This is a genomic window from Streptomyces collinus Tu 365 (assembly GCF_000444875.1).
Classification (GTDB): Bacteria; Actinomycetota; Actinomycetes; order Streptomycetales; family Streptomycetaceae; genus Streptomyces; species Streptomyces collinus_A.
On sequence record NC_021985.1, the window covers coordinates 4,972,483 to 4,992,788 of the forward strand.

The following is a 20,306-nucleotide window of genomic DNA, read 5'->3' on the forward strand; positions in this document are numbered from 1 at the left end:
CTGAGGAACCGGGGCCGTCGCACGTCAGCGACCGGACATGCCCTTCATGTCCTTCGCACCGCTCATGCTGCTCATGCCCTTCATGCCCTTCATGCCCGACATGCTCGGCGCGGCCGAGGCGGGGCACGTCACCCGCGGGTTCCACTGCGCGAAGAGGCCGCTGGGGTTCTTCTTGTACAGCCACACGTGCAGGTCGTAGTGGGTGGGCATGCCCGGGTAGTGGCCCGGCATCGGGCCCTGGAAGTCCTGCCCGAACAGCCGGGGCCGCTTCATGTTCTTGCCCTTGACCGGGACGACCCACTCCACACCGATGAGCCGGCGCTTGCCGTGCCCGGCGTCCTCGTAGAGCAGCGCGGCGGGCCGCTTCGGGTCCAGCGAGCCGAAGTGGGACTCGTTGAAGTAGTGGAAGCCCATGCCGCCCTGGGCGCGGGCCAGGCAGACGCGGGCCCGGTAGCCGTCCGTGGCCGCGAACGGCGTGTAGCCGTACCGCGCCGTGGCCGCGTACGCCTCCCCGAGCTGCTGTTCGACGGCGGGGTCGAGACCGGTGGCGTGGGCGGGCGCGGACGCGGGCACGGCGACGGCCGCGACGAGGGCGAGGGCGGCTCCTGCGAAACGAGCGATCATGAGGCGGGGCTCCTAGGGGCGGGCGCGGGTGGGATCGCGCACCCCTCGCGGGAGCGCGCGACGTGATCCGTCGGCGGGCGGGCCTCCTCCCGGCCCGCTCCAGCAGCCTTTTCCCGCACCGGGGCGGGCGGCCCTCCAGAAGCACCCGATGGGTCGATGGGCGGCCGCCGATAAGCACCCGATCGGTTCAGCGACGACCGCCGGGCCGCACGCGATGAGCCGGGCCGCCCGCGATGAGCTGATACGACAAACCATGCGCATCTGTGGACAACTTCCGGCACTGTCGGCGCGGACCCCTATCGTGGAGGCAGTGGTCGAGGGACGACGACGCACGGGGGACGGGAAGACAGGACACGGGGGACCGGACGATGAGCACGACGGGCGGGATCAGCGAGATGCAGGCGGCGACCGAAGGACCGGACGCGACCACGAGCGAGGCGCTGGCCACGCTGCACCGGGTCTTCGGGTACGAGGCCTTCCGCGGCGAGCAGCAGGCGGTCATCGAGCACGTGGTGGCGGGCGGTGACGCCGTCGTCCTCATGCCGACCGGTGGCGGCAAGTCGCTGTGCTACCAGATCCCCGCCCTGGTCAGACCGGGCACGGGCGTGGTGGTCTCGCCGCTGATCGCGCTGATGCAGGACCAGGTGGACGCCCTGCGCGCGCTCGGCGTGCGGGCCGGCTTCATCAACTCCACGCAGGACTTCGACGAGCGGCGCATGGTCGAGGCGGAATTCCTGGCGGGCGAGCTGGACCTGCTCTACCTGGCCCCGGAGCGGCTGCGGGTGGAGAGCACGCTCGGCCTGCTCTCCCGCGGCAAGATCTCCGTGTTCGCGATCGACGAGGCGCACTGCGTCTCCCAGTGGGGCCACGACTTCCGCCCCGACTACCTCACCCTCTCTCTGCTCGGCGAGCGCTGGCCGGACGTCCCGCGGATCGCCCTCACGGCCACCGCCACGGACGCCACCCACCAGGAGATCACCCAGCGGCTGAACCTGCCGGCCGCCCGCCACTTCGTCGCGAGCTTCGACCGGCCCAACATCCAGTACCGGATCGTGCCCAAGGCCGACCCCAAGAAGCAGCTCCTCGCCTTCCTGAGGGAGGAGCACGCGGGTGACGCCGGGATCGTCTACTGCCTCTCCCGCAACTCGGTGGAGCGCACCGCCGAGTTCCTGAGCGCCAACGGCATCGAGGCGGTGCCCTACCACGCGGGCCTGGACGCCGGCACGCGCGCGGCCCACCAGTCGCGGTTCCTGCGCGAGGAGGGGCTGGTCGTGGTCGCGACCATCGCCTTCGGCATGGGCATCGACAAGCCGGACGTGCGGTTCGTCGCCCACCTGGACCTGCCCAAGTCGATCGAGGGCTACTACCAGGAGACGGGCCGCGCGGGCCGCGACGGACTGCCGTCCACGGCCTGGATGGCCTACGGCCTCAACGACGTCATCCAGCAGCGCAAGCTGATCCAGTCCGGCGAGGGCGACGAGGCGTTCCGCCGCCGGGCCGCCTCCCACCTCGACGCCATGCTCGCCCTGTGCGAGACCGCCCGATGCCGGCGCGGCCAGCTGCTGGCCTACTTCGGCCAGGACGCCACCGCCGCGGGATGCGGCAACTGCGACACCTGCCTCACCCCGCCGGAGACCTGGGACGGCACGGTCGCCGCGCAGAAGGCGCTGTCCACGGTGGTACGGCTGCAGCGCGAGCGCGGGCAGAAGTTCGGCGCCGTGCAGATCGTCGACATCCTGCTCGGCAAGCGCACCGCCAAGGTCATCCAGTTCGACCACGACCAGCTCTCCGTCTTCGGCATCGGCCAGGACCTGAGCGACGGCGAGTGGCGGGGCGTCATCCGGCAGCTGCTGGCGCAGGGACTCCTCGCGGTCGAGGGGGAGTACGGCACGCTCGCCCTCACCGAGGCGAGCGGCGCGGTGCTGCGCCGGGAGCGGGAGGTGCCGCTGCGCAAGGAGCCGAAGCGGCCGACCGCGTCCCGGTCGGGCACCTCCTCCGGCCGGGGCGAGCGCAAGGCCAAGGCCGCCGCGGCCGAACTGCCCGACGAGCTGCTCCCCGCCTTCGAGGCGCTGCGCGCCTGGCGTGCCGAGCAGGCCCGGGAGCAGGGCGTCCCGGCGTACGTCATCTTCCACGACGCCACCCTGCGGGAGATCGTCGCCCGCAGACCCGGTTCGGTGCGCGACCTGGGCACGGTCAACGGCGTCGGCGAGAAGAAGCTGGCGACGTACGGCGAGGGCGTGCTCGCGGTGCTGAACTCGCTGGACGGCCGGGCACCGGCCGCCGCCGCGCCGCCGTCCGCCGCGGATCCGGACCCGGCGGACGAGTGGCCCGAACCGCAGGACGAGCCGGAGCCGGACGACTGGATGTAGCCCCCGGGCGCGCGCCCCGGCACGGCCGGGGCGGGGCCGGCCGCGCCGGCTACGTCAGCGCCGTCAGCCCCGGGGCGAAGGTGATCAGCAGCGGCAGCAGCGGCACCAGGGCCGCCACCGTCGTCGTCAGGGCCCGGTGGCGGCGCAGCAGCCGGGGCGGCGGCTGCAGCAGGCGGTCCACCCGCTCGCCGAGCAGGCGCCGGCTGGAGGCGCAGGACAGGACGCCGCGGTGCTGGTTCAGCTCGATCAGGGCCAGGGCGGTGGTCAGGTGGCCGCAGCGGCGGGAGGCCGTGTCGTCGGCGGCCAGTTCGACCAGCCGGTGCGTCTGGTCGCAGAAGTGGGCGAAGAGGGGGACGCGCGGGAAGCCGGTGGCGAGCGCGGTGGACAGGTGGAGCAGCCAGTCGTGGTGGGCGCGGGCGTGGCCGCGCTCATGGGTGAGGACGGCGTCCAGCTGGTGGTCGGTGAGGCGGTGCAGTGCCCCGGTGGTCACCACGAGCTGCGCGGGGTGTCCGGGCATCCACCAGGCGTCCGGGTACTCGTCCTCCAGCACCAGCATCGGACCGCGCGCCGCGGGCAGCCCCCCGGGCAGGTCGGGCGCCCGCTCGCGCAGGTGCGCCCGGGTCAGGCCACGGCGCCGGCGGACCTCGGCCAGCTGCCGGGTCAGCATCGCCGTCGTCCAGGCCGCCCCGCAGGCCAGCAGCACGGTGAGGGCGACCGCCCAGACCGGGGCCGCGGAGAGGTCGTAGGCGGCGGTCACCGCGGGCGGCGCAGGGGCGAACACGCGGTCGCGGACGGTGTGGAAGACGGCCGCCGCGCCCAGCACCAGCGCGGTGAGACAGCACAGCAGGACCGTGGCGACCAGGCACTGCCACACCCACAGCGCGACCACGGGTTCCCGCTCGGTCCAGGCCGCCCGGGTCAGCGCGCGGGGTGCCGGCACGGCGGCCGTCAGGGCGACGACGCTCAGCAGGAGCAGGCAGACGGTCATGCCGGGGCTCCGGTTCCTGGTCGGAGAGGCGTGCGGGGCGGGTGGTGCGGTGCCGACACACCGGCCGGCGCGTCACGAGGTGCGTGTCCCCGTCAGTATGACGGGGACCGGGCCACGAGTCAGGTGTCCGGCACCGAATCGCCTCGTCCCGGCGCCTCGTGCCGGCGCCCGCTACGAGGAGGGGCTCACCCCGGGGTTCACCCCGACACGACCCGCCCGCTGACCTCGCCCAGGCCGACCCGGGTGCCGTCCGCGCCCGGCGCCCACGCGGACATCGTGACGACGTCCCCGTCCTCCAGGAACGCCCGCTTGCCGTCCGGGAGTTCGAGCGGGTCCCGGCCGTTCCAGGTCAGCTCCAGGAGTGAACCGCGCTGGTTCTCCAGCGGGCCGCTCACCGTGCCCGAGCCGTACAGGTCGCCGGTGCGCAGCGAGGCCCCGTTCACCGTCATGTGGGCGAGCTGCTGGGCGGCCGTCCAGTACATGGTGGAGAACGGCGGCTCGGACACCACCTGGCCGTTGATCGCGACGGAGATCCGCAGGTCGTAGCCGCCCGGCTCGATACCGGCGGCCGAGTCGTCCAGGTAGGGCAGCAGGTCGTGGGTGCGCTCCGGAGGCGCCACGCGCGCGTGGTCCAGGGCCTCCAGCGGGGTGATCCACGCCGACACCGAGGTCGAGAAGGACTTGCCGAGGAACGGGCCGAGGGGGACGTACTCCCAGGCCTGGATGTCCCGTGCCGACCAGTCGTTGAGCAGGCACAGCCCGAAGACGTGTTCCCGGAAGTCGCCGAGCGCCACCGGGTCGCCCAGCCGCGAGGGCACGCCCACCACGAAGCCGACCTCGGCCTCGATGTCCAGCCGGACGGACGGGCCGAAGACGGGCGCGGGGTCGCCGGGGCCCTTGCGCTGGCCGGAGGGCCGGACGACGTCGGTGCCCGAGACGACCACGGTGCCGGAGCGGCCGTGGTAACCGATCGGCAGGTGCTTCCAGTTGGGCGTCAGCGAGTCCTCGGCGTCGGGGCGGAAGATCTGGCCGACGTTCCGGGCGTGGTTCTCGGAGGCGTAGAAGTCGACGTAGTCGGCGACCTCGAAGGGCAGATGCAGCGTCACCTCCGACAGGTGGTGGAACAGCGGTTCGATCGTCGTCCGGTGCGAGGGCACCGTGACCCACGCCGTCAGCGCCCGCCGCACGTCCGACCAGGCGGTGCGCCCGGCGGCCAGGAGGGGGGTGAGGGTGGGCCGCGCGAGCAGGGAGACGTACGGCGAGCCGAGGGCGGCGGCCGCGGCGCCCGCGTCGAGGACGTGCTCACCGAGCCGGACGCCGACCCTCCGTTCCGTGCTGCCGGAGGGCGAGAACACGCCATAGGGAAGGTTGTGCGGACCGAAGGGGTCGCCCTCGGGGACGTCGAAGGGGGGCATGGGGTGCTGCCTCACTCTCATCCGCGCCATGCATGGCGATGCGTTCCATATGGTCGGGCCACACGTTACGGCCGAGGCACGGGTCTTGGGCAGTGCCTCCCCCCTCGTGGCGCCGACCTCGAATGGTTGCTCGATTGATGTCTAAAGAGTTCGCAATGTCCGGATAGGTCTTGTCGGAGCGGGCAATTCCGGCTTAGCGTCCTTTGGGGGACACGGACGGGGTGGGTCCGTTCCGTAGGGGGGACACGTGGGGGGACCCGTGGCCGGAAACACCGTCGGCGTGCCGTGCCAGGCCGACCGTGACGTACCAGGCCTGATCGTCAAATTCGGTGACTACCCGCTGCACCACGGCGGGGTCGGCGCGATCCGCAGTCTGGGCCGGCTGGGCGTGCCCATGTACGCCATCACCGAGGACCCGTACACACCGGCGGCGTCCTCCCGCTATCTCACCCGCGCGTTCGTCTGGCCCACGACCGGGGCCGAGGAACCGGCGCACCTGGTCGAGGGCCTGCTGCGCATCGGCCGCCGCATCGGCCGCCCGGCCGTCCTGATCCCGACGGACGAGGAGGCCGCCGTCCTGATCGCCGAGCACCAGGACGACCTGGCCGGTCCCTTCCTCTTCCCGCGCGTCGACCCCGCGCTGCCGCGCCGGCTGGCCAGCAAGCAGGGCCTGCACGAACTGTGCGTCGAACACGGCGTCGCGAGCCCGACGGCCGCGTTCCCCGAGTCCTACGAGGAGATCACCGCCTTCGCCGACGAGGCCCGCTTCCCGGTGGTGGCCAAGAACCGCGAGGCGTTCGTGCGGCGCAGACGCCCCGCCGTCAACGGCACGACGCGGATCGCCACCCGCGAGGGACTGCTCACCCTGGCCCGCGACTGGGGCGAGCGCCCGGGGGTGATCCTCCAGGAGTACCTACCCAGGGAGGAGGCCGAGGACTGGATCGTGCACGCCTGCTTCGACGCCGACTCCGCCCCGCTCGCCCTCTTCACCGGCGTCAAGGTCCGCTCCTGGCCCCCGCACGCGGGCATGACGGCGAACGCCTACGTCGTCGACAACCCGGAACTCGCCGACCTCGCCGCACGTTTCATCAAACAGATCGGCTTCAGCGGGATCATCGACCTGGACCTGCGCTTCGACCGGCGCGACGGTCAGTACAAACTCCTCGACTTCAACCCGCGCATGGGCGCCCAGTTCCGGCTCTTCGAGAACGAGTCGGGCGTGGACGTCGTCCGCGCCATGCACCTGCACCTGACCGGCCGGCCCGTTCCCGAGGGGGAGCAGCGGGCCGGCCACCGCTACGTCGTGGAGAACATCGACCTGCCCGCCCTGCTCGCCTACCGCCGCAGCGGCTACACGACGCCGCACGCACCGGCCAGGGCGAGCGGCACCGAGCTGGCCTGGTTCGCGGGTGACGACCCGCTGCCGTTCCTCACGATGCTCGCCCGCTTCGTGCGCCCGGGCGCGAAGCACCTCTACCAGCTGTGGCGGACCAGCCGCCGCGGCGGCAGCACCATCACCACCACGAAGTAGGCAAGGCCACGAAGGTGGCGCACCGTGTCTCTGGGGAGGGACTTCGTGATTCGACCGGTTGCAGTCATCGGGGCCGGGCCGTTCGGCCTGTCCACCGCCGCCCATCTGCGGGCCCGCGGTATCCCCGTCCGCGTCTTCGGCGACCTCATGGTCAGCTGGCGCGACCACATGCCCGCGGGCATGCTCCTGAAGTCGACGCCCGCCGCCTCCAGCCTCGACTGCCCGCAGGCGGGCCACACCCTCGCCGACTACTGCGACGCGGCGGGTATCCGCCGGCTGGTGACCGACGAGGACATCATCCCCGTGGAGACCTTCATCGCCTACGGGGAGTGGTTCCAGCAGCAGCTGCTGCCCGACCTGGAGCGGGTCCGGGTCGTCTCCGTCGACCGTGACCGCAGCGGCGGGTTCGCGCTCAAGCTGGACTCGGGAGAGACGTTCACCGCGCGCGCGGTCGTCGTCGCCACCGGCCTGTCCGGACTCGACCACCTCCCGGCCGAGCTGGCCGGAGCGGCGGCCGACGGACCGGCGCCGACGGCCCCGGTGTCCCACAGCTCCCAGCACCACGACCTCACCCGGTTCGCCGGCAAGGAGCTGATCGTCGTCGGCGCCGGCCAGTCCGCCCTGGAGACGGCCGTGCTCGCGGCCGAGGCGGGCGCCCGGGTGCGCGTGGTCTCGCGCGGCCGCGGCCGGGTGGACTTCGGCGAACCGCCGTGGCGGCAGCCGGGGCTGCGCCCCGAGTCGCCGTTCGGCCGGGCCTGGTCCCTGTGGGCGCTCAGCTACTACCCCCACCCCTACCGCTTCCTGCCCGAGCGCACCCGCCACTACCTGGTCCGCAGGGTCCTCGGCCCGCTCGGCGCCTGGTGGCTGCGCGACCGCTTCGAGGGCAGGGTGCAGGTCCAGGAGGTGGACCGGGTGCTGGCCGCCGAGGCACGGGACGGCAGCCCCGTCCTGACCGTCCGCACCCACGCGGGCGGCACCGAGCGGCTCTGCGCCGACCATGTCGTCGCGGCCACCGGCTACCGGGTGGACATCGCGGCGATGGACTTCCTCGGCCACGGACTGCGCACCCGGCTCGCCGTCAGCCGGGGCACGCCCCGGCTGGGCGCCGGTTACGTCTCCTCCGTCCCCGGCCTGTACTTCACCGGCCTTCCGGCGGCCTCCTCGTACGGTCCGGTGATGCGCTTCGTGTGCGGCACCGAGTTCGCCTCGCCCCGGCTGGCCGGGCATCTGGCGGCCGCCCACGGCTGAGCCCGGGGGCGCCTCCGGCGGCTCCCCGGCCGTCCGCCGCCCGCCGCCACGGGGCGGCGGGCGGCCGGAGGTCGTCGCCCGGGCGCGGACGACAGGACCATCGGGCGGGCGACGGGCACCACTTGGGTCCGGGCAGCACACAAGTCCGGCCGCAGCGCGGTGAGTCGGCGGGGCGTGGGGTCCGTATTCTCTGATCATGGCCGTACCCCCCGCATACGCACTGATCGCCACCGACCTGGACGGGACGCTGCTGCGTGCTGACGACACCGTCTCCGACCGGTCGCTGGCCGCGCTCGCACGGGCGGCGCGGGCCGGCGCCCGGCACCTGGTGGTGACGGGCCGGCCGGCTCCCCGGGTGCGGCCCCTGCTGGACGCGCTCGGCTGTACGGGGCTCGCGGTGTGCGGGCAGGGCGCGCAGGTGTACGACGCCGGGACGGACCGCATGCTGTGGTCGGTCCGGCTGGACCGGGAACTGGCCGAGACCGCGCTCGGCAAGATCGAGGCCGAGGTGGGGCAGGTCTACGCGGCCGTCGACCAGGACGGTGTGGACGGGCTCACCCTGATCGAACCGGGGTACCTGATGCCGCACCCGACCCTGCCCGCGGTACGGGTGGGCCGGCGCGACGACCTGTGGCGCGAGCCCATCAGCAAGGTGCTGCTGCGCCACCAGACGCTGTCCGACGACGCGTTGGCGTCGATCGCGCGGTCGGCGGTGGGCTCGCTCGCGACGGTCACGATGTCGGGGCCGGGGACGGTGGAGCTCCAGCCGTGCGGTGTGACCAAGGCGACGGGTCTCGCGCTGGCCGCGGACCACCTGGGGCTCGCCGCCGACCGGGCCCTGGCCTTCGGCGACATGCCCAACGACATCCCCATGTTCGGCTGGGCCGGGCACGGGGTGGCCATGGCCAACGCCCATCCCGAGCTGAAGGCGGTGGCCGACGAGGTCACCACGTCGAACGAGGACGACGGCATCGCCGTCGTCCTCGAAAGACTGTTCCCGGCCGGCTGACCGGGACCTCAGTGGTGATCGGTCACCGGAGCCCGTCAGTAGGCGCCGAAGACGTTGTCGATCGACCCGTAGCGCTTGGCCGCGTAGTTGCAGGCGGCCGTGATGTTGGCGACCGGGTCGTAGATGTTGAAGGACGTTCCGGCCACGTGGTACGCGTTGAACGTCGGGTCGATGACCTGGAGCAGGCCCTTGGACGGGATGCCCGCAGCGGCGTTGGAGTCCCACAGGTTGATGGCGTTCGGGTTGCCGGACGACTCACGGATCACGTTGCGGTAGATGCCGTTGTAGGTGCCCGGGATGGCCTTCTCCTTCATGATCGCGAGGGATTCGCGGATCCAGCCGTCGAGGTTGTTCGGGTACCCGGCCGGGGTGGTGGAGACGGTCGTGGCGGCGGGGGTGGCGGCGGAGGCGCTGGTCGCGCCGATGAGGGGGAGCGCGAGAACGGCGGCACCGGTACCGGCGACGGCGAGCGTGCGGAAGAGACGGTTGGTACGGCGCTGGGCGGCAGCAGGCATGGCGAAGATCCTCTCCGTCGCCTGCGAGGTGAGCTGTCGGGTTCGGGCGGGGAGGTGCCCGGCCGTGCCCCTGGGGGGAGGCACGACTTCACCCCTAGCCGTTCCGGCGCGACATGTGCCGTCCGGTCCGGCGACTTACCTGGGTCCCCCGCTCCTGCCCTACGAATGAGTCCGTCGATGGGTGATGCCAGGCGCGGCAGGATTCGGCGTTCGCCTGACAGGCCCGGAAGCTATGCGAGAGCACATGTCCGGAACAAGCGTCGGATTCACATAAAGCGCTAGTTGACCTTGATCTGTGCCTTATGGGGTGCTTGATCCTTTGCGGTTGCCAACCCTCAACTGGCCGCTGCGGCAAGGGCGCACCGCCGGTGGCGCGATCGTTCGGGTGCGATGGCCGCCGTGACCCAACTCACGAAATGACAAAGCGTACCAAATCAGACATGGGGGATTCGGGATATTTGCTGGTCATGGCACGAAAGGAGTAATCCTCCCTCCGTATGGGTCGCAACAAAATGGACTAATACGTACTAAGTCCGTGTATCTCGTTTCTTATCCGATGATCGAAAACATACCGGCCGTGATCCGATACCGCCCGGGCTGGACCGGTGGGCGCTATCGGTGATCGAAACAGGACCGGATACGCTGACTTGAGTGATGGCAGCGACCTATCGACAAACCGCGTAATCGCGCAGCAGACACCAGCAGACAGGAGACCCCTCGTGACCGTCGTCGGGCCGTTCGGGCTGAGCGTGCGGGACCAGGCTCTGGAAGCCGATGTCCAAGCCGGATTGGCGGCTGTCGAGGAAGGCTTGCTCGAAGCCACCAAGAGCGAGGTCCCGTTCATCACGGAGGCCGCGCAGCACCTTGTCAGGGCCGGCGGGAAGCGGTTCCGGCCGCTGCTCGTGATGCTCGCGGCGCAGTTCGGCGACCGGCACGCGCCCGGCATCGTGCCGTCGGCCGTGGTCGTGGAGCTGACCCACCTGGCGACGCTGTACCACGACGACGTCATGGACGAGGCGGCCGTGCGCCGCGGCGTGGACAGCGCCAACACGCGCTGGGGCAACTCCGTCGCGGTCCTGACCGGCGACTTCCTGTTCGCCCGCGCCTCCCAGATCCTCGCCGACCTCGGCCCCGAGGCGGTCCGGGTGCAGGCCCTCGCGTTCGAGCGGCTGGTCACGGGCCAGATCCTGGAGACCGCGGGCCCCTCGGACGGGCGTGACCCGGTCGAGCACTACCTGGACGTGCTGGGCGGCAAGACGGGCTCGCTGGTCGCGGTCTCCTGCCGCTTCGGCGCGATGATGTCCGGCGCCGACGAGACGGTCGTCGACGTGCTCACCCAGTACGGCGAGCGGCTCGGCGTCGCCTTCCAGCTCGCGGACGACGTCCTGGACATCGCCTCCGACTCCCACGAGTCCGGCAAGACGCCCGGGACCGACCTGCGCGAGGGCATCCCGACGCTGCCCGTGCTCCGGCTGCGCGAGCGGGCCGCCCGGCTGGGGCTGCCCGAGGACGCCGCGCTGTGCGAGCTGCTGGACTCCGACCTCAGCGACGACGCCCGGCTCGCCGAGGCGCTCGCCGCGCTCCGCGCGCACCCCGCGCTCGAACAGGCCCGCCGGGACACCGTCCGGTACGCCGAGGAGGCGCGCGCCGCGCTGGCCCCGCTGCGTGAGTGCGAAGCCAAGGCGGCCCTCCTGGAGCTGTGCGACGCGGTCGTGCACCGGGCAGGCTGAGCCCCCCGTACCCGCCGCGAGGGCGGTGCCTCCCGCTCGACCCCTACGGGTCGGGGAAGGCACCGCCCTCGCGTGTCATACCGCAGTCGTACACGAGTTGGCTCCGTGGTCTGACGATTCCTCACGGCCGATTTGGTCAGATGGGAACCACGGAAATCACCACTCCTCACCGATTCGGGTGAGAATGGCGGCTCAGGTGGACCAGCGTGGACAGCCGCCGCCGACGACGGAGGTAAGGCACTGATGGCACCGTACGAATCCGACGACACGACGGGCACCGCGCAGGACGACGACCTGCGCACGGGGCGCCGCAAGGCCGCCCGGTACGTGGTCCCGGTCGCGGTGGTGGGGGTGGCGGCGGTCACGATCGGGCTCGTCCCGGCGCTCGCCGACTCCGGTGACCCCGACCTGCCGAAGATCACCGCCCAGCAGCTCATCGACAAGATCGCCAAGTCGGACGTGCAGCGGCTGTCCGGCACCGTGAAGATCACCACCGACCTCGGTCTGCCGAACCTCGGCGGCCTGGAGAGCAGCCTGGCGTCCGGCGCGGCCGGGCGCGGCGGCGGTTCCTCCGCCGACCCCAAGGGCAAGCTCACCGAGCTGGTCTCCGGCACGCACACCCTGCGGGTCGCGGCCGACGGCCCGGACCGGCAGAAGCTGTCGCTGCTGGAGAGCGGCGCCGAGTACAGCCTCATCCACGACGGCAAGGACGTCTGGGGCTACGACAGCAAGAGCAACGAGGTCTACCACGGCACCGCCGCCGACGCCGGCAAGGAGCATCGCGCCGAGCAGCCCGCCACGCCGAAGGACTTCGCCGACGAGGCCCTGAAGTCGGTCGACGACACCACGTCCGTGACCGTCGACGGCACCGCGCACGTCGCCGGGCGCGACGCCTACAAGCTGCTGATCAAGCCCAAGCAGTCCGGCACCACCGTCGGCGCGATCAGCATCGCGGTGGACGCCGAGACGGGCCAGCCGCTGAAGTTCACCCTGACCCCGAGGAGCGGCGGCGCCGCCGTGCTCGACGCGGGCTTCACCCAGGTCTCCTTCGACCGGCCGGCCGCCTCCACCTTCGACTTCACCCCGCCCAAGGGCGCGAAGGTCACCGAGGGCAAGGCCGGCGACAAGGCCGGGCACGGGATGTTCGGCGAGTTCGGCCACGGCTGGTCGTCCGACGGCAAGGGCGCGGACGGCAAGGGCGCCCACGGCAAGCCGGATCTCGCGAGGCCCGGCAAGGGCTTCGGCACGGGCACGCAGGGCGCCACCGTCCTCGGCAAGGGCTGGACGTCCATCGCCACCTTCGACACCGGCGCCAAGGGCGGCCTGCCGACCGGCTCCTCCGGCGGCGCCCTCGGCGGCTTCCTGGGCTCGCTCGGCGACCACGTCTCGGGCAAGTTCGGCAAGGGCACGGTCTTCTCCACCCGCCTGGTCAACGCCCTGATCACCGACGACGGCAAGGTATACGCCGGAGCGGTCACCAAGGACATGCTGGTGAAGGCGGCCGACGCGGGGAAGTGATCCCGCACCGGGGGGAAGCGGCCCTTCGCGGGCACGACGAGTCGAGGGGGAGCCGATGGACGAACCGTCCGCCGCACGGCGCGAGCCGGAGGAGGGGCCGGCGCCTGTCATCGCCACGCGCGGCCTCACCAAGCGCTACCGGGGCGGACAGCTCGCCGTCGACGGTCTCGACCTGACCGTCCCGGCGGGCAGCGTCTTCGGCTTCCTCGGACCCAACGGCTCCGGCAAGACGACCACCATCCGCATGCTGATGGGCCTGATCGAGCCGACCTCGGGTACGGCCCGGGTCCTGGGCCGCCCCATGCCCAGGGCCGGCCGTGCGGTCCTGCCGCACGTCGGCGCGCTGATCGAGGGCCCGGCCCTGTACGGCTTCCTGTCCGGCCGGGACAACCTGCTGCGCTACGACGCCGCCGACCCGACCGCCGACCCGCGCACCCGGCGCGCGCGGGCCGCGGCCGCCCTGGACCGGGTGGGCCTCACGGCCGCCGCCGGCAAGAAGGCGCGGGCGTACTCGCTCGGCATGAAGCAGCGCCTGGGCCTGGCCGCCGCCCTGCTCCGGCCGCGCCGGCTGCTGGTCCTGGACGAGCCGACCAACGGACTCGACCCGCAGGGCATGCGCGAGATCAGGACCCTGATCAGGGAACTGGCCTCCGACGGCACGACCGTGCTCCTCTCCTCCCACCTCCTCGACGAGATCGAGCAGGTGTGCACGCACGCGGCGGTGATGACCCAGGGCCGCCTGGTCACGCAGGGCGCGGTCGCCGACCTGGCGGCCGGTGCGCGCGGCCGGCTGGTGGTGACCACCCCGGACCCCGGTGAGGCGGCCCGGGTGCTGAAGGAGCAGGGCGTCGCCGATGTGATCACGGACGGCGACCGGGTGACCGGTGAACCGCCCGAGCGTGACCTCGCCGAGGTGACCGCCGCGCTGGTCACGGCGGGCGTCCGGGTGCGCGGTCTGATGCTCGAACGCGCCTCACTGGAGGACGCGTTCGTGGCACTGACGGGGGAGGGTTTCGATGTCGCGGGCTGAGGCCCTGCGGGGCGTGGCGGCACAGGACGGCGCGGCGCCGGCCGTGCGTCGGCCCCGCCCCCTGTGGACCTTCGGGCTGCTGCGCAGCGAGCTGGTCACCACGCTCCGGCGCTGGCGCACGCTCGCGCTGCTCGGGGTGCTGGCGGCGGTGCCGGTGCTGGTCGGGATCGCGGTGAAGCTGGAGACGCGCGGCGGCTCGTCGGCCGGTCCGGACGGCGGCGGGGGACCGGCGTTCCTCGCGCAGATCACCAACAACGGCCTCTTCCTGGTGTTCACGGCGCTGGCCGCGACCCTGCCGTTCTTCCTGCCCATGGCGGTCGGCGTGGTCGCGGGCGACGCGATCGCGGGCGAGGCGGGCGGCGGCACCCTGCGCTATCTGCTCGTCGCCCCGGCGGGCCGTACCCGGCTGCTGCTCACCAAGTACACGACGGTCATGGCCTTCTGCGTCCTGGCCACCCTGGTCGTGGCCGTCTCCGCGCTGGCCGCCGGGGCGCTGCTGTTCCCGCTCGGCGACCTCACGACCATCTCCGGCACGCAGATCTCCTTCGCCGAGGGCCTCGGCCGGGCGCTGCTGATCGCCCTCGTGGTCGCCGCCTCGCTGGTGGGCGTGGCCGCCCTCGGCCTGTTCGTGTCGACCCTGACCAACAGCGGCATCGCGGCGATGGCGACGACCGTCGGACTGCTCATCACGGTCCAGATCCTGGACCAGATCCCCCAGTTGCACGCCGTGCAGCCGTACCTCTTCCCGCACTACTGGCTGTCCTTCGCCGACCTGATGCGCGACCCCGTCTACTGGGACGGCCTGGTGCGCAACCTCGGCCTCCAGGTGCTGTACGCGGCCGTGTTCGGCTCGGCGGCCTGGGCGCGGTTCACGACGAAGGACATCAGCGTCTAGGGCCTGTTGCGAAAGTGGCCTCGTCGCCCGAAGGGCGGCCGGGCGGCGTCCGGTGCGTGCTCTCGGCGTGCCGCCCGGAAGTCCTCGTACTGGGCGTACTCGGGCTTTCGGGCGGTGCGGCGAGAGTGCGTGCCGGGCGTCGCACGGCAGAGGACCACTTTCGCAGCAGGCCCTAGCGGGCTCAGGCGTCCTGGTGGGGGAAGCGGGCGAGCGGTGCCTCGCGGGCGAAGAAGGTCTTGGCGCGGGCCAGCGCCTCGGTGTCCCTGGCGACGTCCCCGGGTGCGCTGCCGTTGCCCAGCAGCACCCCGCCGAAGCGCATCCCCAGGTAGGCGGCGGAGTTGTTGAGCGTGCCCACCAGCGGGTCGGCGACCGAGGGCTCCCGGTCCGCGAGCGCGGCGACGCCCCACAGGGTGTGCCCGGCCATCCCGGCCCGGAAGTCCAGGCCCGGGGTGCGCAGCCAGCCCGACCAGTGGTCGAGGTAGCGCTTGGTGAGGCTGGACACCGAGTACCAGTACAGCGGCGAGGCGATCACCAGGTCGGTCGCCGCGAGCGTCTCGTCCAGCAGCAGACCGGAGGCGGTGTCCGAGGACGGGCGCACGCGGTCGCTGTCGTGCCGCAGGTCCTCGAAGTCGGGCAGCGGATGGGCGGCGAGGCGGATCCAGCGCTGTTCGACGTCCGCGGGCAGTTGTTCGGCGGCCTCGCGGGCCAGCAGTTCGGTGTTGCCGTCGAGGCGGGCGCTGCCCAGGACGAACAGGAAGCGGCGGCTCATGGGACCCCCAGAGTGAGCGATGTCGTACCGCGAATGCAAGCGTATGCATCTTATGCATACGCAAGCAGTTTTTCTCAAGGGGTTTCCGGGGCTCTCAAGGGGTTCGCGGCGTCTCGGAGAATCCGAGGAGTCCCGAGGAGGTCTCGGAACGGGTTCCGGGGGTAGGGCTGGTGCGAGGCTGTGACGTCGTGGTGACGCGTGAGCCGGGCCGAACCGACACACTGGTCAGCAGGACGCGTACGACCGGATCGTGACGCCGGGGGAGTGAGGGAACCGATGTCTCGACTCAGCTTCGAGAAGAGGCGGGCGCAGCAGCCCGCGGCGCACCCGTCGGCGGTGCACGTCCGGGTGTCCGGCGAGGGCGGCGCTTCGGTGGGCGGGACGGTGCTGGCCGCCGCCGAGGGCGAGGACATCCAGCAGGCCGTGCTGAACCACCTGCAGCGCCTGGCCATCAGCCTGGGCGCCCCGATACGGGCCACGATCCACGACGACCGCGCCGGCTGCGTGGTCCCGCTGGAGGTCTTCGCGGACGGCTCCAGCCGGATGGCGGGCGCCCCCGTACGCGTCGCCCCCGGCGCCTCCACCGCGAGCACCGGCGTGCCCCAGGGGCCCACCGGACAGTTCGGCCCGCCCCCGGCCATGACCGGGGACGCGCCCCGCGCCGCCACCGGACCGGAGCCCGCCCCCGCGGCCGACGCGCGGCCCGGGACTCCGGGAGCCGCCGCGGTGTCGCGGGCCGTGACCGCCACCGCCTCCTGGCCCGAGCCCGCCGCCGACGTGCGTCCCGTACCCGCCGTCGTGTCCTGGCCCGAGCCCGCTGACGCTTCCCGGCCAGCCGCCGCCCCCGACTCCCACCGGCCCGCCCCGGAGCTCCGGCGGATGCCCGTGGCCGCTCCGGTTCCCGCGCCGCTGCTCGACCCCGCGCCCGTGCCGGCCGGTTCCGCCACGCCCACCCCCGCGCGCGGCTTCGACGCCGTCGCCGAGGAGGTGCTCGGGGACGAGCCCGTGACCGAGACCGCCGAGGGCGCGGAACTGCTCGCCGGGCCCCTGGCGCGGATCAACGAGGCCGTGCGGGACGGCCGTATCGAGGCCGCGGCGGAACTCGCCGACCGCGCGGTCACCGAGGCCTCCGATGCGCTGGGCCCGCACCACCCCGAGGTGCTGCACCTGGGCGAACTCACCGCGTACATCGCCTACCTGGCGGGCGATCCGGTGCGCTCCTTCCACCGCTGCCTGGACCTCGCCCGGCTGCGCCGGCGGGCCGGGGACGCGGAGGCGGCCTACGGCAACGTGCAGAGCGCGGCCACCGCCTGGCGGGCGGTGCGCGACCCGCAGGAGGGCCTGCGGCTCGGCGGCGAGCTGATCGAGCTGTGGACCGAACTCGCGGCGGAACCGGGCCCCGCGGCCGAGGACCCGGACCCGTTGCGCTCCGCGCGGGCCCGCATGGTCCGCCTGACCGACCGCGCCGCCCGCGCCGAACGGTCCTGACCGGCCGATCGGGCGCGGGCATCGGCTCACCCGAGGGTCAGTGGACGCAGAACTCGTTGCCCTCCGGGTCGGTCATCAGCACCCACTCGCCGCCCGCCTCCTTCACCTCGCGCAGGACGCGGGCGCCGAGCGACTCCAGCCGGGCCACCTCGTCCGCGCGCCGGCCGGCGCGCGGGTGCAGGTCGAGGTGGAGCCGGTTCTTGACGGTCTTCGCCTCCGGGACGCGCTGGAAGAGCAGCCGCCGCCCCAGCCCGGTCCCCGAGTCCGGGTCGACCGGGTCGTCGGGGTGACGTACCGCGATCAAGTCCCGGAAGGCGGGACGGCCGTGGTGGTCGACGGTGGCCGCTTCGGGCAGCGCGCCGAGCGACAGCAGCCGCTCGACGAGCGCGCTGTTGTCCTCGGTCTCGTAGCGCAGCGCGGCGGCCCAGAAGTCGGCCTGCGCGTGCGGGTCGGCGGCGTCGACGACGAGCTTCCAGTGCAGCGGTTCAGGTGTCTGCGTCGGCATGGGCCCAGTTGTAACGGCCACCACTGACAGCCGGCCCCCACCGGCGACGACGCCCGACGCGGGCCTCGCGGGCACCGTGGCCGGACCCCGCCGGGCACGGCTCCGGAGGTCCCGCCGGGCACGGCTCCCTGGGCCCCGCGGGGACCGCCCCGTCAGGCCTCGCACCGGGGCCGAGCCGAGGGCCGAGTCAGGCCTCCACCCGGGTCGGGTCAGGGGCCGGGTCGGGCCTCGTCTCCGCGCGCGGGGACACCACGACCACCCTCGTCCTGCGCGCGGAGCGCAGCGCGTCGGCGGTCAGCAGGCCTAGCGCCAGCCACACCAGCGCGAAACCGGCCCAGCGCGCGAGCGGCATCGACTCGTGGAAGTAGACGACGCCGAGCACGAACTGGAAGACGGGCGCCAGGTACTGCAGCAGCCCCAGCGTGGACAGCGGCACCCGGATCGCCGCGGCGCCGAAGCAGACCAGCGGCAGCGCGGTGACGAAGCCGGTCGCGGCCAGCAGGGCCCCGTGGCCGGCCCCCTCGGAGGTGAAGGTGGAGCCGCCGTGCGCGGACAGCCACAGCAGATAGCCGAGCGCGGGCACGAACTGGATGGCGGTCTCCGCGGCCAGCGACTCGACGCCGCCGAGGGCGACCTTCTTCTTCATCAGCCCGTAGGTGGCGAAGGAGAAGGCGAGGCAGAGGGAGATCCACGGCGGATGGCCGTAGCCGACGGTCAGCACGACGACGGCGGCGAAGCCCACCGCGACCGCCGCCCACTGCGCGCGCCGCAGCCGCTCCTTGAGCAGCAGCACGCCCATCGCGATGGTCACCAGCGGGTTGATGAAGTACCCGAGCGACGCCTCGACCACGTGGCCGGAGTTCACCGCCCAGATGTAGACGCCCCAGTTCACGGTGATGACGGCCGCGGCCAGCACCACGAACGCCAGCCGCCGCGGCTGCCGCAGCAGCTCACCGGCCCAGGCCCAGCGCCGTACGAAGACCAGGGCGGCGATGACGAAGACGAGGGACCACACCATGCGGTGGGCCAGGATCTCCATGGCCCCGGCGGGCTTCAGCAGCGGCCAGAACAGCGGGACGAGGCCCCACATGCCGTACGCGGCGAAACCGTTCAGCAGGCCTGTCCGATGCTCACCCTTGGACGTCCCGGGCACGGGCCCCTCCTTCTCACCTCACACACGCAGCACGCGAGAACGAAGGTAGCGCCGGAAACCCCGCCTGTCATGTCCGTATCGCCATACGGTCATGACAGGCGGGGTGAGGGTGCTCACGCGCGCCTTCGTCAGCCCTTGAGCGCGGTGGCGACCGCCTCCGCGAGCGGGGTGGTCGGACGGCCGGCCAGGCGGGACAGGTCGCCGGTGGTGACGACCAGTTCGCCCTTGCCGATCGACACGTCGACCCCGGCGAAGATCTCGACGAGCGGCTCCGGCAGTCCGGCGCCCGCCAGGATGCCCTTCAGCGCCTCCACGGTGACGGCGTTGTAGGCGATCTCCCGGCCGGTCTGCCGGCTCAGCTCGGCCGCGTACTCGGCGAAGCTCCACGCCTCGTCGCCGCCCAGCTCGTACGTCGTGTTCTCGTGCCCCTCGCCGGTCAGCACGGCGACCGCCGCGGCGGCGTAGTCGGCGCGCGAGGCCGAGGAGACCCGGCCCTCGCCGGCCGCGGCGACGACGGCGTCGTGCTCCAGCACCGGGCCCAGGTTCTCGGTGTAGTTCTCGTGGTACCAGCCGTTGCGCAGCAGGCTGTAGGGCAGGCCGGAGGCGAGCAGCGCCTCCTCGGTGGCCCGGTGGTCGTCGGCGAGCGCGGCCTTGAGGCTGCCGGGCGCGCTCGTGTAGGCCAGCAGGGCCACGCCCGCCGCGCGTGCGGCGTCGATGACGACCCGGTGCTGGCCCACCCGGCCCTTGTCGAACTCGTTGCCGGAGATCAGCAGGACCTTGTCGCCGGCCGCGAACAGGCCGTCGAAGGTCTCGGGCCGGTTGTAGTCGGCGACGGCCAGACGGACACCGCGGGCCGCGAGCCCGGCGGCCTTCGCCTCGTCGCGCACGACGGCGGTGATCCGCTCCGCCGGGACCTTCTCCAGCAGCTGCTCCACGACGAGACGGCCGAGGTGTCCGGTGGCTCCGGTGACGACGATGCTCATGAGGGGGGCACTCCTTGGGGGTTGGCTTTGCACTCACCCTAGGAGTGGCACTAACCAATTGAAAGTACCCACTTTGAAGTAAGGTACTTCCATGGCGGTAAGCGAGAAGGTCCTGGAGTCCGAGGCGATGTGCCCCCACCGGCTCGTGCTGGAGCACGTCACCAGCCGCTGGGGCGTCCTCGTGCTGATCGAGCTGCTGGAGCGGCCGTACCGCTTCAGCGAGCTGCGCCGGGCCATCAGCCGGTGGGGCGGCCGGGGCGTCAGCGAGAAGATGCTCACCCAGACCCTCCAGACCCTGGAGCGCGACGGCCTGGTGCACCGCGACGCCAAGCCGGTCATCCCGCCCCGCGTCGACTACTCGCTCACCGGCCTCGGCCGAGAGGCGGCTCAGCAGGTGCGCTCGCTGGCCCGGTGGACGCACGAGCGCCTGGCCCAGGTGGAACAGGCCAGGCAGGCGTACGACGAGGCCCGGGAAGCGACGCCCCGGGCCTCGTAGGAACCGCCGCGACGGCGCCGGCCGTCGCGGTCCGGACGGC

General features: G+C 72.8%; 18 protein-coding genes and 1 riboswitch. Of the genes, 10 read left to right on the top strand and 8 right to left on the bottom strand.

Features of this window, described 5'->3' with window-relative positions; all coding sequences use genetic code 11:
- Positions 1–24 precede the first annotated feature (24 nt).
- Positions 25–624 (bottom strand): hypothetical protein, encoded by a 600-nt coding sequence (locus tag B446_RS21660; protein WP_052352172.1) that lies wholly within the window; start codon positions 622–624, stop codon positions 25–27.
- A gap of 368 nt (positions 625–992) precedes the next feature.
- Here B446_RS21660 and recQ point away from each other — a divergent pair, with 368 nt between their 5' ends.
- Complete coding sequence (gene recQ, locus B446_RS21665) at positions 993–2,993, top strand: DNA helicase RecQ (RefSeq protein ID WP_020941577.1); 2,001 nt, start codon at positions 993–995, stop codon at positions 2,991–2,993.
- Between the two features lie 49 nt (positions 2,994–3,042).
- Here recQ and B446_RS21670 read toward each other — a convergent pair whose 3' ends face one another.
- On the bottom strand, positions 3,043–3,981 hold the full coding sequence (locus tag B446_RS21670) for a M56 family metallopeptidase (RefSeq protein ID WP_020941578.1): 939 nt from the start codon (positions 3,979–3,981) through the stop codon (positions 3,043–3,045).
- A 197-nt stretch (positions 3,982–4,178) separates the two neighbouring features.
- Positions 4,179–5,396 carry a fumarylacetoacetase gene (gene fahA / locus B446_RS21675; protein WP_020941579.1) on the bottom strand — a complete coding sequence of 406 codons (1,218 nt, stop codon included), beginning with the start codon at positions 5,394–5,396 and terminating at the stop codon, positions 4,179–4,181.
- Positions 5,397–5,676: 280 nt separating this feature from the next.
- Between fahA and B446_RS21680 the strand changes: the two genes are divergently transcribed.
- The 3 genes from B446_RS21680 to B446_RS21690 all read left to right on the top strand — a co-directional run bounded on the left by B446_RS21680 (position 5,677) and on the right by B446_RS21690 (position 9,184).
- Positions 5,677–6,927, top strand: a complete 1,251-nt coding sequence (locus tag B446_RS21680) for a D-aspartate ligase (RefSeq protein ID WP_043478852.1) — start codon at positions 5,677–5,679, stop codon at positions 6,925–6,927.
- Positions 6,928–6,972: 45 nt separating this feature from the next.
- Positions 6,973–8,175: an FAD-dependent oxidoreductase gene (locus B446_RS21685; protein WP_020941581.1), complete on the top strand. Its 1,203-nt coding sequence runs from the start codon at positions 6,973–6,975 to the stop codon at positions 8,173–8,175.
- 196 nt (positions 8,176–8,371) lie between these two features.
- Entirely contained in the window at positions 8,372–9,184 is an 813-nt protein-coding gene (locus B446_RS21690; RefSeq protein ID WP_020941582.1) for a Cof-type HAD-IIB family hydrolase, read from the top strand.
- A 35-nt stretch (positions 9,185–9,219) separates the two neighbouring features.
- Here B446_RS21690 and B446_RS21695 read toward each other — a convergent pair whose 3' ends face one another.
- Positions 9,220–9,699 carry a transglycosylase SLT domain-containing protein gene (locus B446_RS21695; protein WP_020941583.1) on the bottom strand — a complete coding sequence of 160 codons (480 nt, stop codon included), beginning with the start codon at positions 9,697–9,699 and terminating at the stop codon, positions 9,220–9,222.
- A 5-nt stretch (positions 9,700–9,704) separates the two neighbouring features.
- A riboswitch (cyclic di-AMP (ydaO/yuaA leader) is annotated at positions 9,705–9,918 on the bottom strand.
- A 500-nt stretch (positions 9,919–10,418) separates the two neighbouring features.
- Here B446_RS21695 and B446_RS21700 point away from each other — a divergent pair.
- The 4 genes from B446_RS21700 to B446_RS21715 all read left to right on the top strand — a co-directional run bounded on the left by B446_RS21700 (position 10,419) and on the right by B446_RS21715 (position 14,872).
- Complete coding sequence (locus tag B446_RS21700; protein ID WP_020941584.1) at positions 10,419–11,429, top strand: polyprenyl synthetase family protein; 1,011 nt, start codon at positions 10,419–10,421, stop codon at positions 11,427–11,429.
- A 243-nt stretch (positions 11,430–11,672) separates the two neighbouring features.
- Complete coding sequence (locus B446_RS21705; RefSeq protein ID WP_020941585.1) at positions 11,673–12,947, top strand: LolA family protein; 1,275 nt, start codon at positions 11,673–11,675, stop codon at positions 12,945–12,947.
- 55 nt (positions 12,948–13,002) lie between these two features.
- Positions 13,003–13,977, top strand: coding sequence for an ABC transporter ATP-binding protein (locus B446_RS21710; RefSeq protein WP_020941586.1), 975 nt, complete (start codon positions 13,003–13,005; stop codon positions 13,975–13,977).
- On the top strand, positions 13,964–14,872 hold the full coding sequence (locus tag B446_RS21715; protein WP_020941587.1) for an ABC transporter permease: 909 nt from the start codon (positions 13,964–13,966) through the stop codon (positions 14,870–14,872). The genes B446_RS21710 and B446_RS21715 overlap by 14 nt, the downstream gene beginning before the upstream one ends.
- A 181-nt stretch (positions 14,873–15,053) precedes the next feature.
- Here B446_RS21715 and B446_RS21720 read toward each other — a convergent pair whose 3' ends face one another.
- Positions 15,054–15,641 carry a flavodoxin family protein gene (locus B446_RS21720; protein WP_020941588.1) on the bottom strand — a complete coding sequence of 196 codons (588 nt, stop codon included), beginning with the start codon at positions 15,639–15,641 and terminating at the stop codon, positions 15,054–15,056.
- Positions 15,642–15,917: 276 nt separating this feature from the next.
- Here B446_RS21720 and B446_RS21725 point away from each other — a divergent pair, with 276 nt between their 5' ends.
- Positions 15,918–17,129, top strand: coding sequence for a hypothetical protein (locus B446_RS21725; RefSeq protein WP_020941589.1), 1,212 nt, complete (start codon positions 15,918–15,920; stop codon positions 17,127–17,129).
- A 37-nt stretch (positions 17,130–17,166) separates the two neighbouring features.
- On the opposite strand, the gene B446_RS21730 is transcribed toward B446_RS21725, so the two are convergent.
- The 3 genes from B446_RS21730 to B446_RS21740 all read right to left on the bottom strand — a co-directional run bounded on the left by B446_RS21730 (position 17,167) and on the right by B446_RS21740 (position 19,770).
- Positions 17,167–17,634 carry a VOC family protein gene (locus B446_RS21730; protein ID WP_020941590.1) on the bottom strand — a complete coding sequence of 156 codons (468 nt, stop codon included), beginning with the start codon at positions 17,632–17,634 and terminating at the stop codon, positions 17,167–17,169.
- A 187-nt stretch (positions 17,635–17,821) separates the two neighbouring features.
- The gene (rarD, locus tag B446_RS21735; RefSeq protein WP_020941591.1) at positions 17,822–18,787 is read right to left on the bottom strand and encodes an EamA family transporter RarD; all 966 of its coding nucleotides are present in this window, start codon (positions 18,785–18,787) and stop codon (positions 17,822–17,824) included.
- 128 nt (positions 18,788–18,915) lie between these two features.
- On the bottom strand, positions 18,916–19,770 hold the full coding sequence (locus B446_RS21740; protein ID WP_020941592.1) for an SDR family oxidoreductase: 855 nt from the start codon (positions 19,768–19,770) through the stop codon (positions 18,916–18,918).
- A 91-nt stretch (positions 19,771–19,861) separates the two neighbouring features.
- On the opposite strand from B446_RS21740, the gene B446_RS21745 reads away from it, so the two are divergent.
- Positions 19,862–20,266, top strand: coding sequence for a winged helix-turn-helix transcriptional regulator (locus tag B446_RS21745; RefSeq protein WP_020941593.1), 405 nt, complete (start codon positions 19,862–19,864; stop codon positions 20,264–20,266).
- Positions 20,267–20,306: the final 40 nt, after the last annotated feature.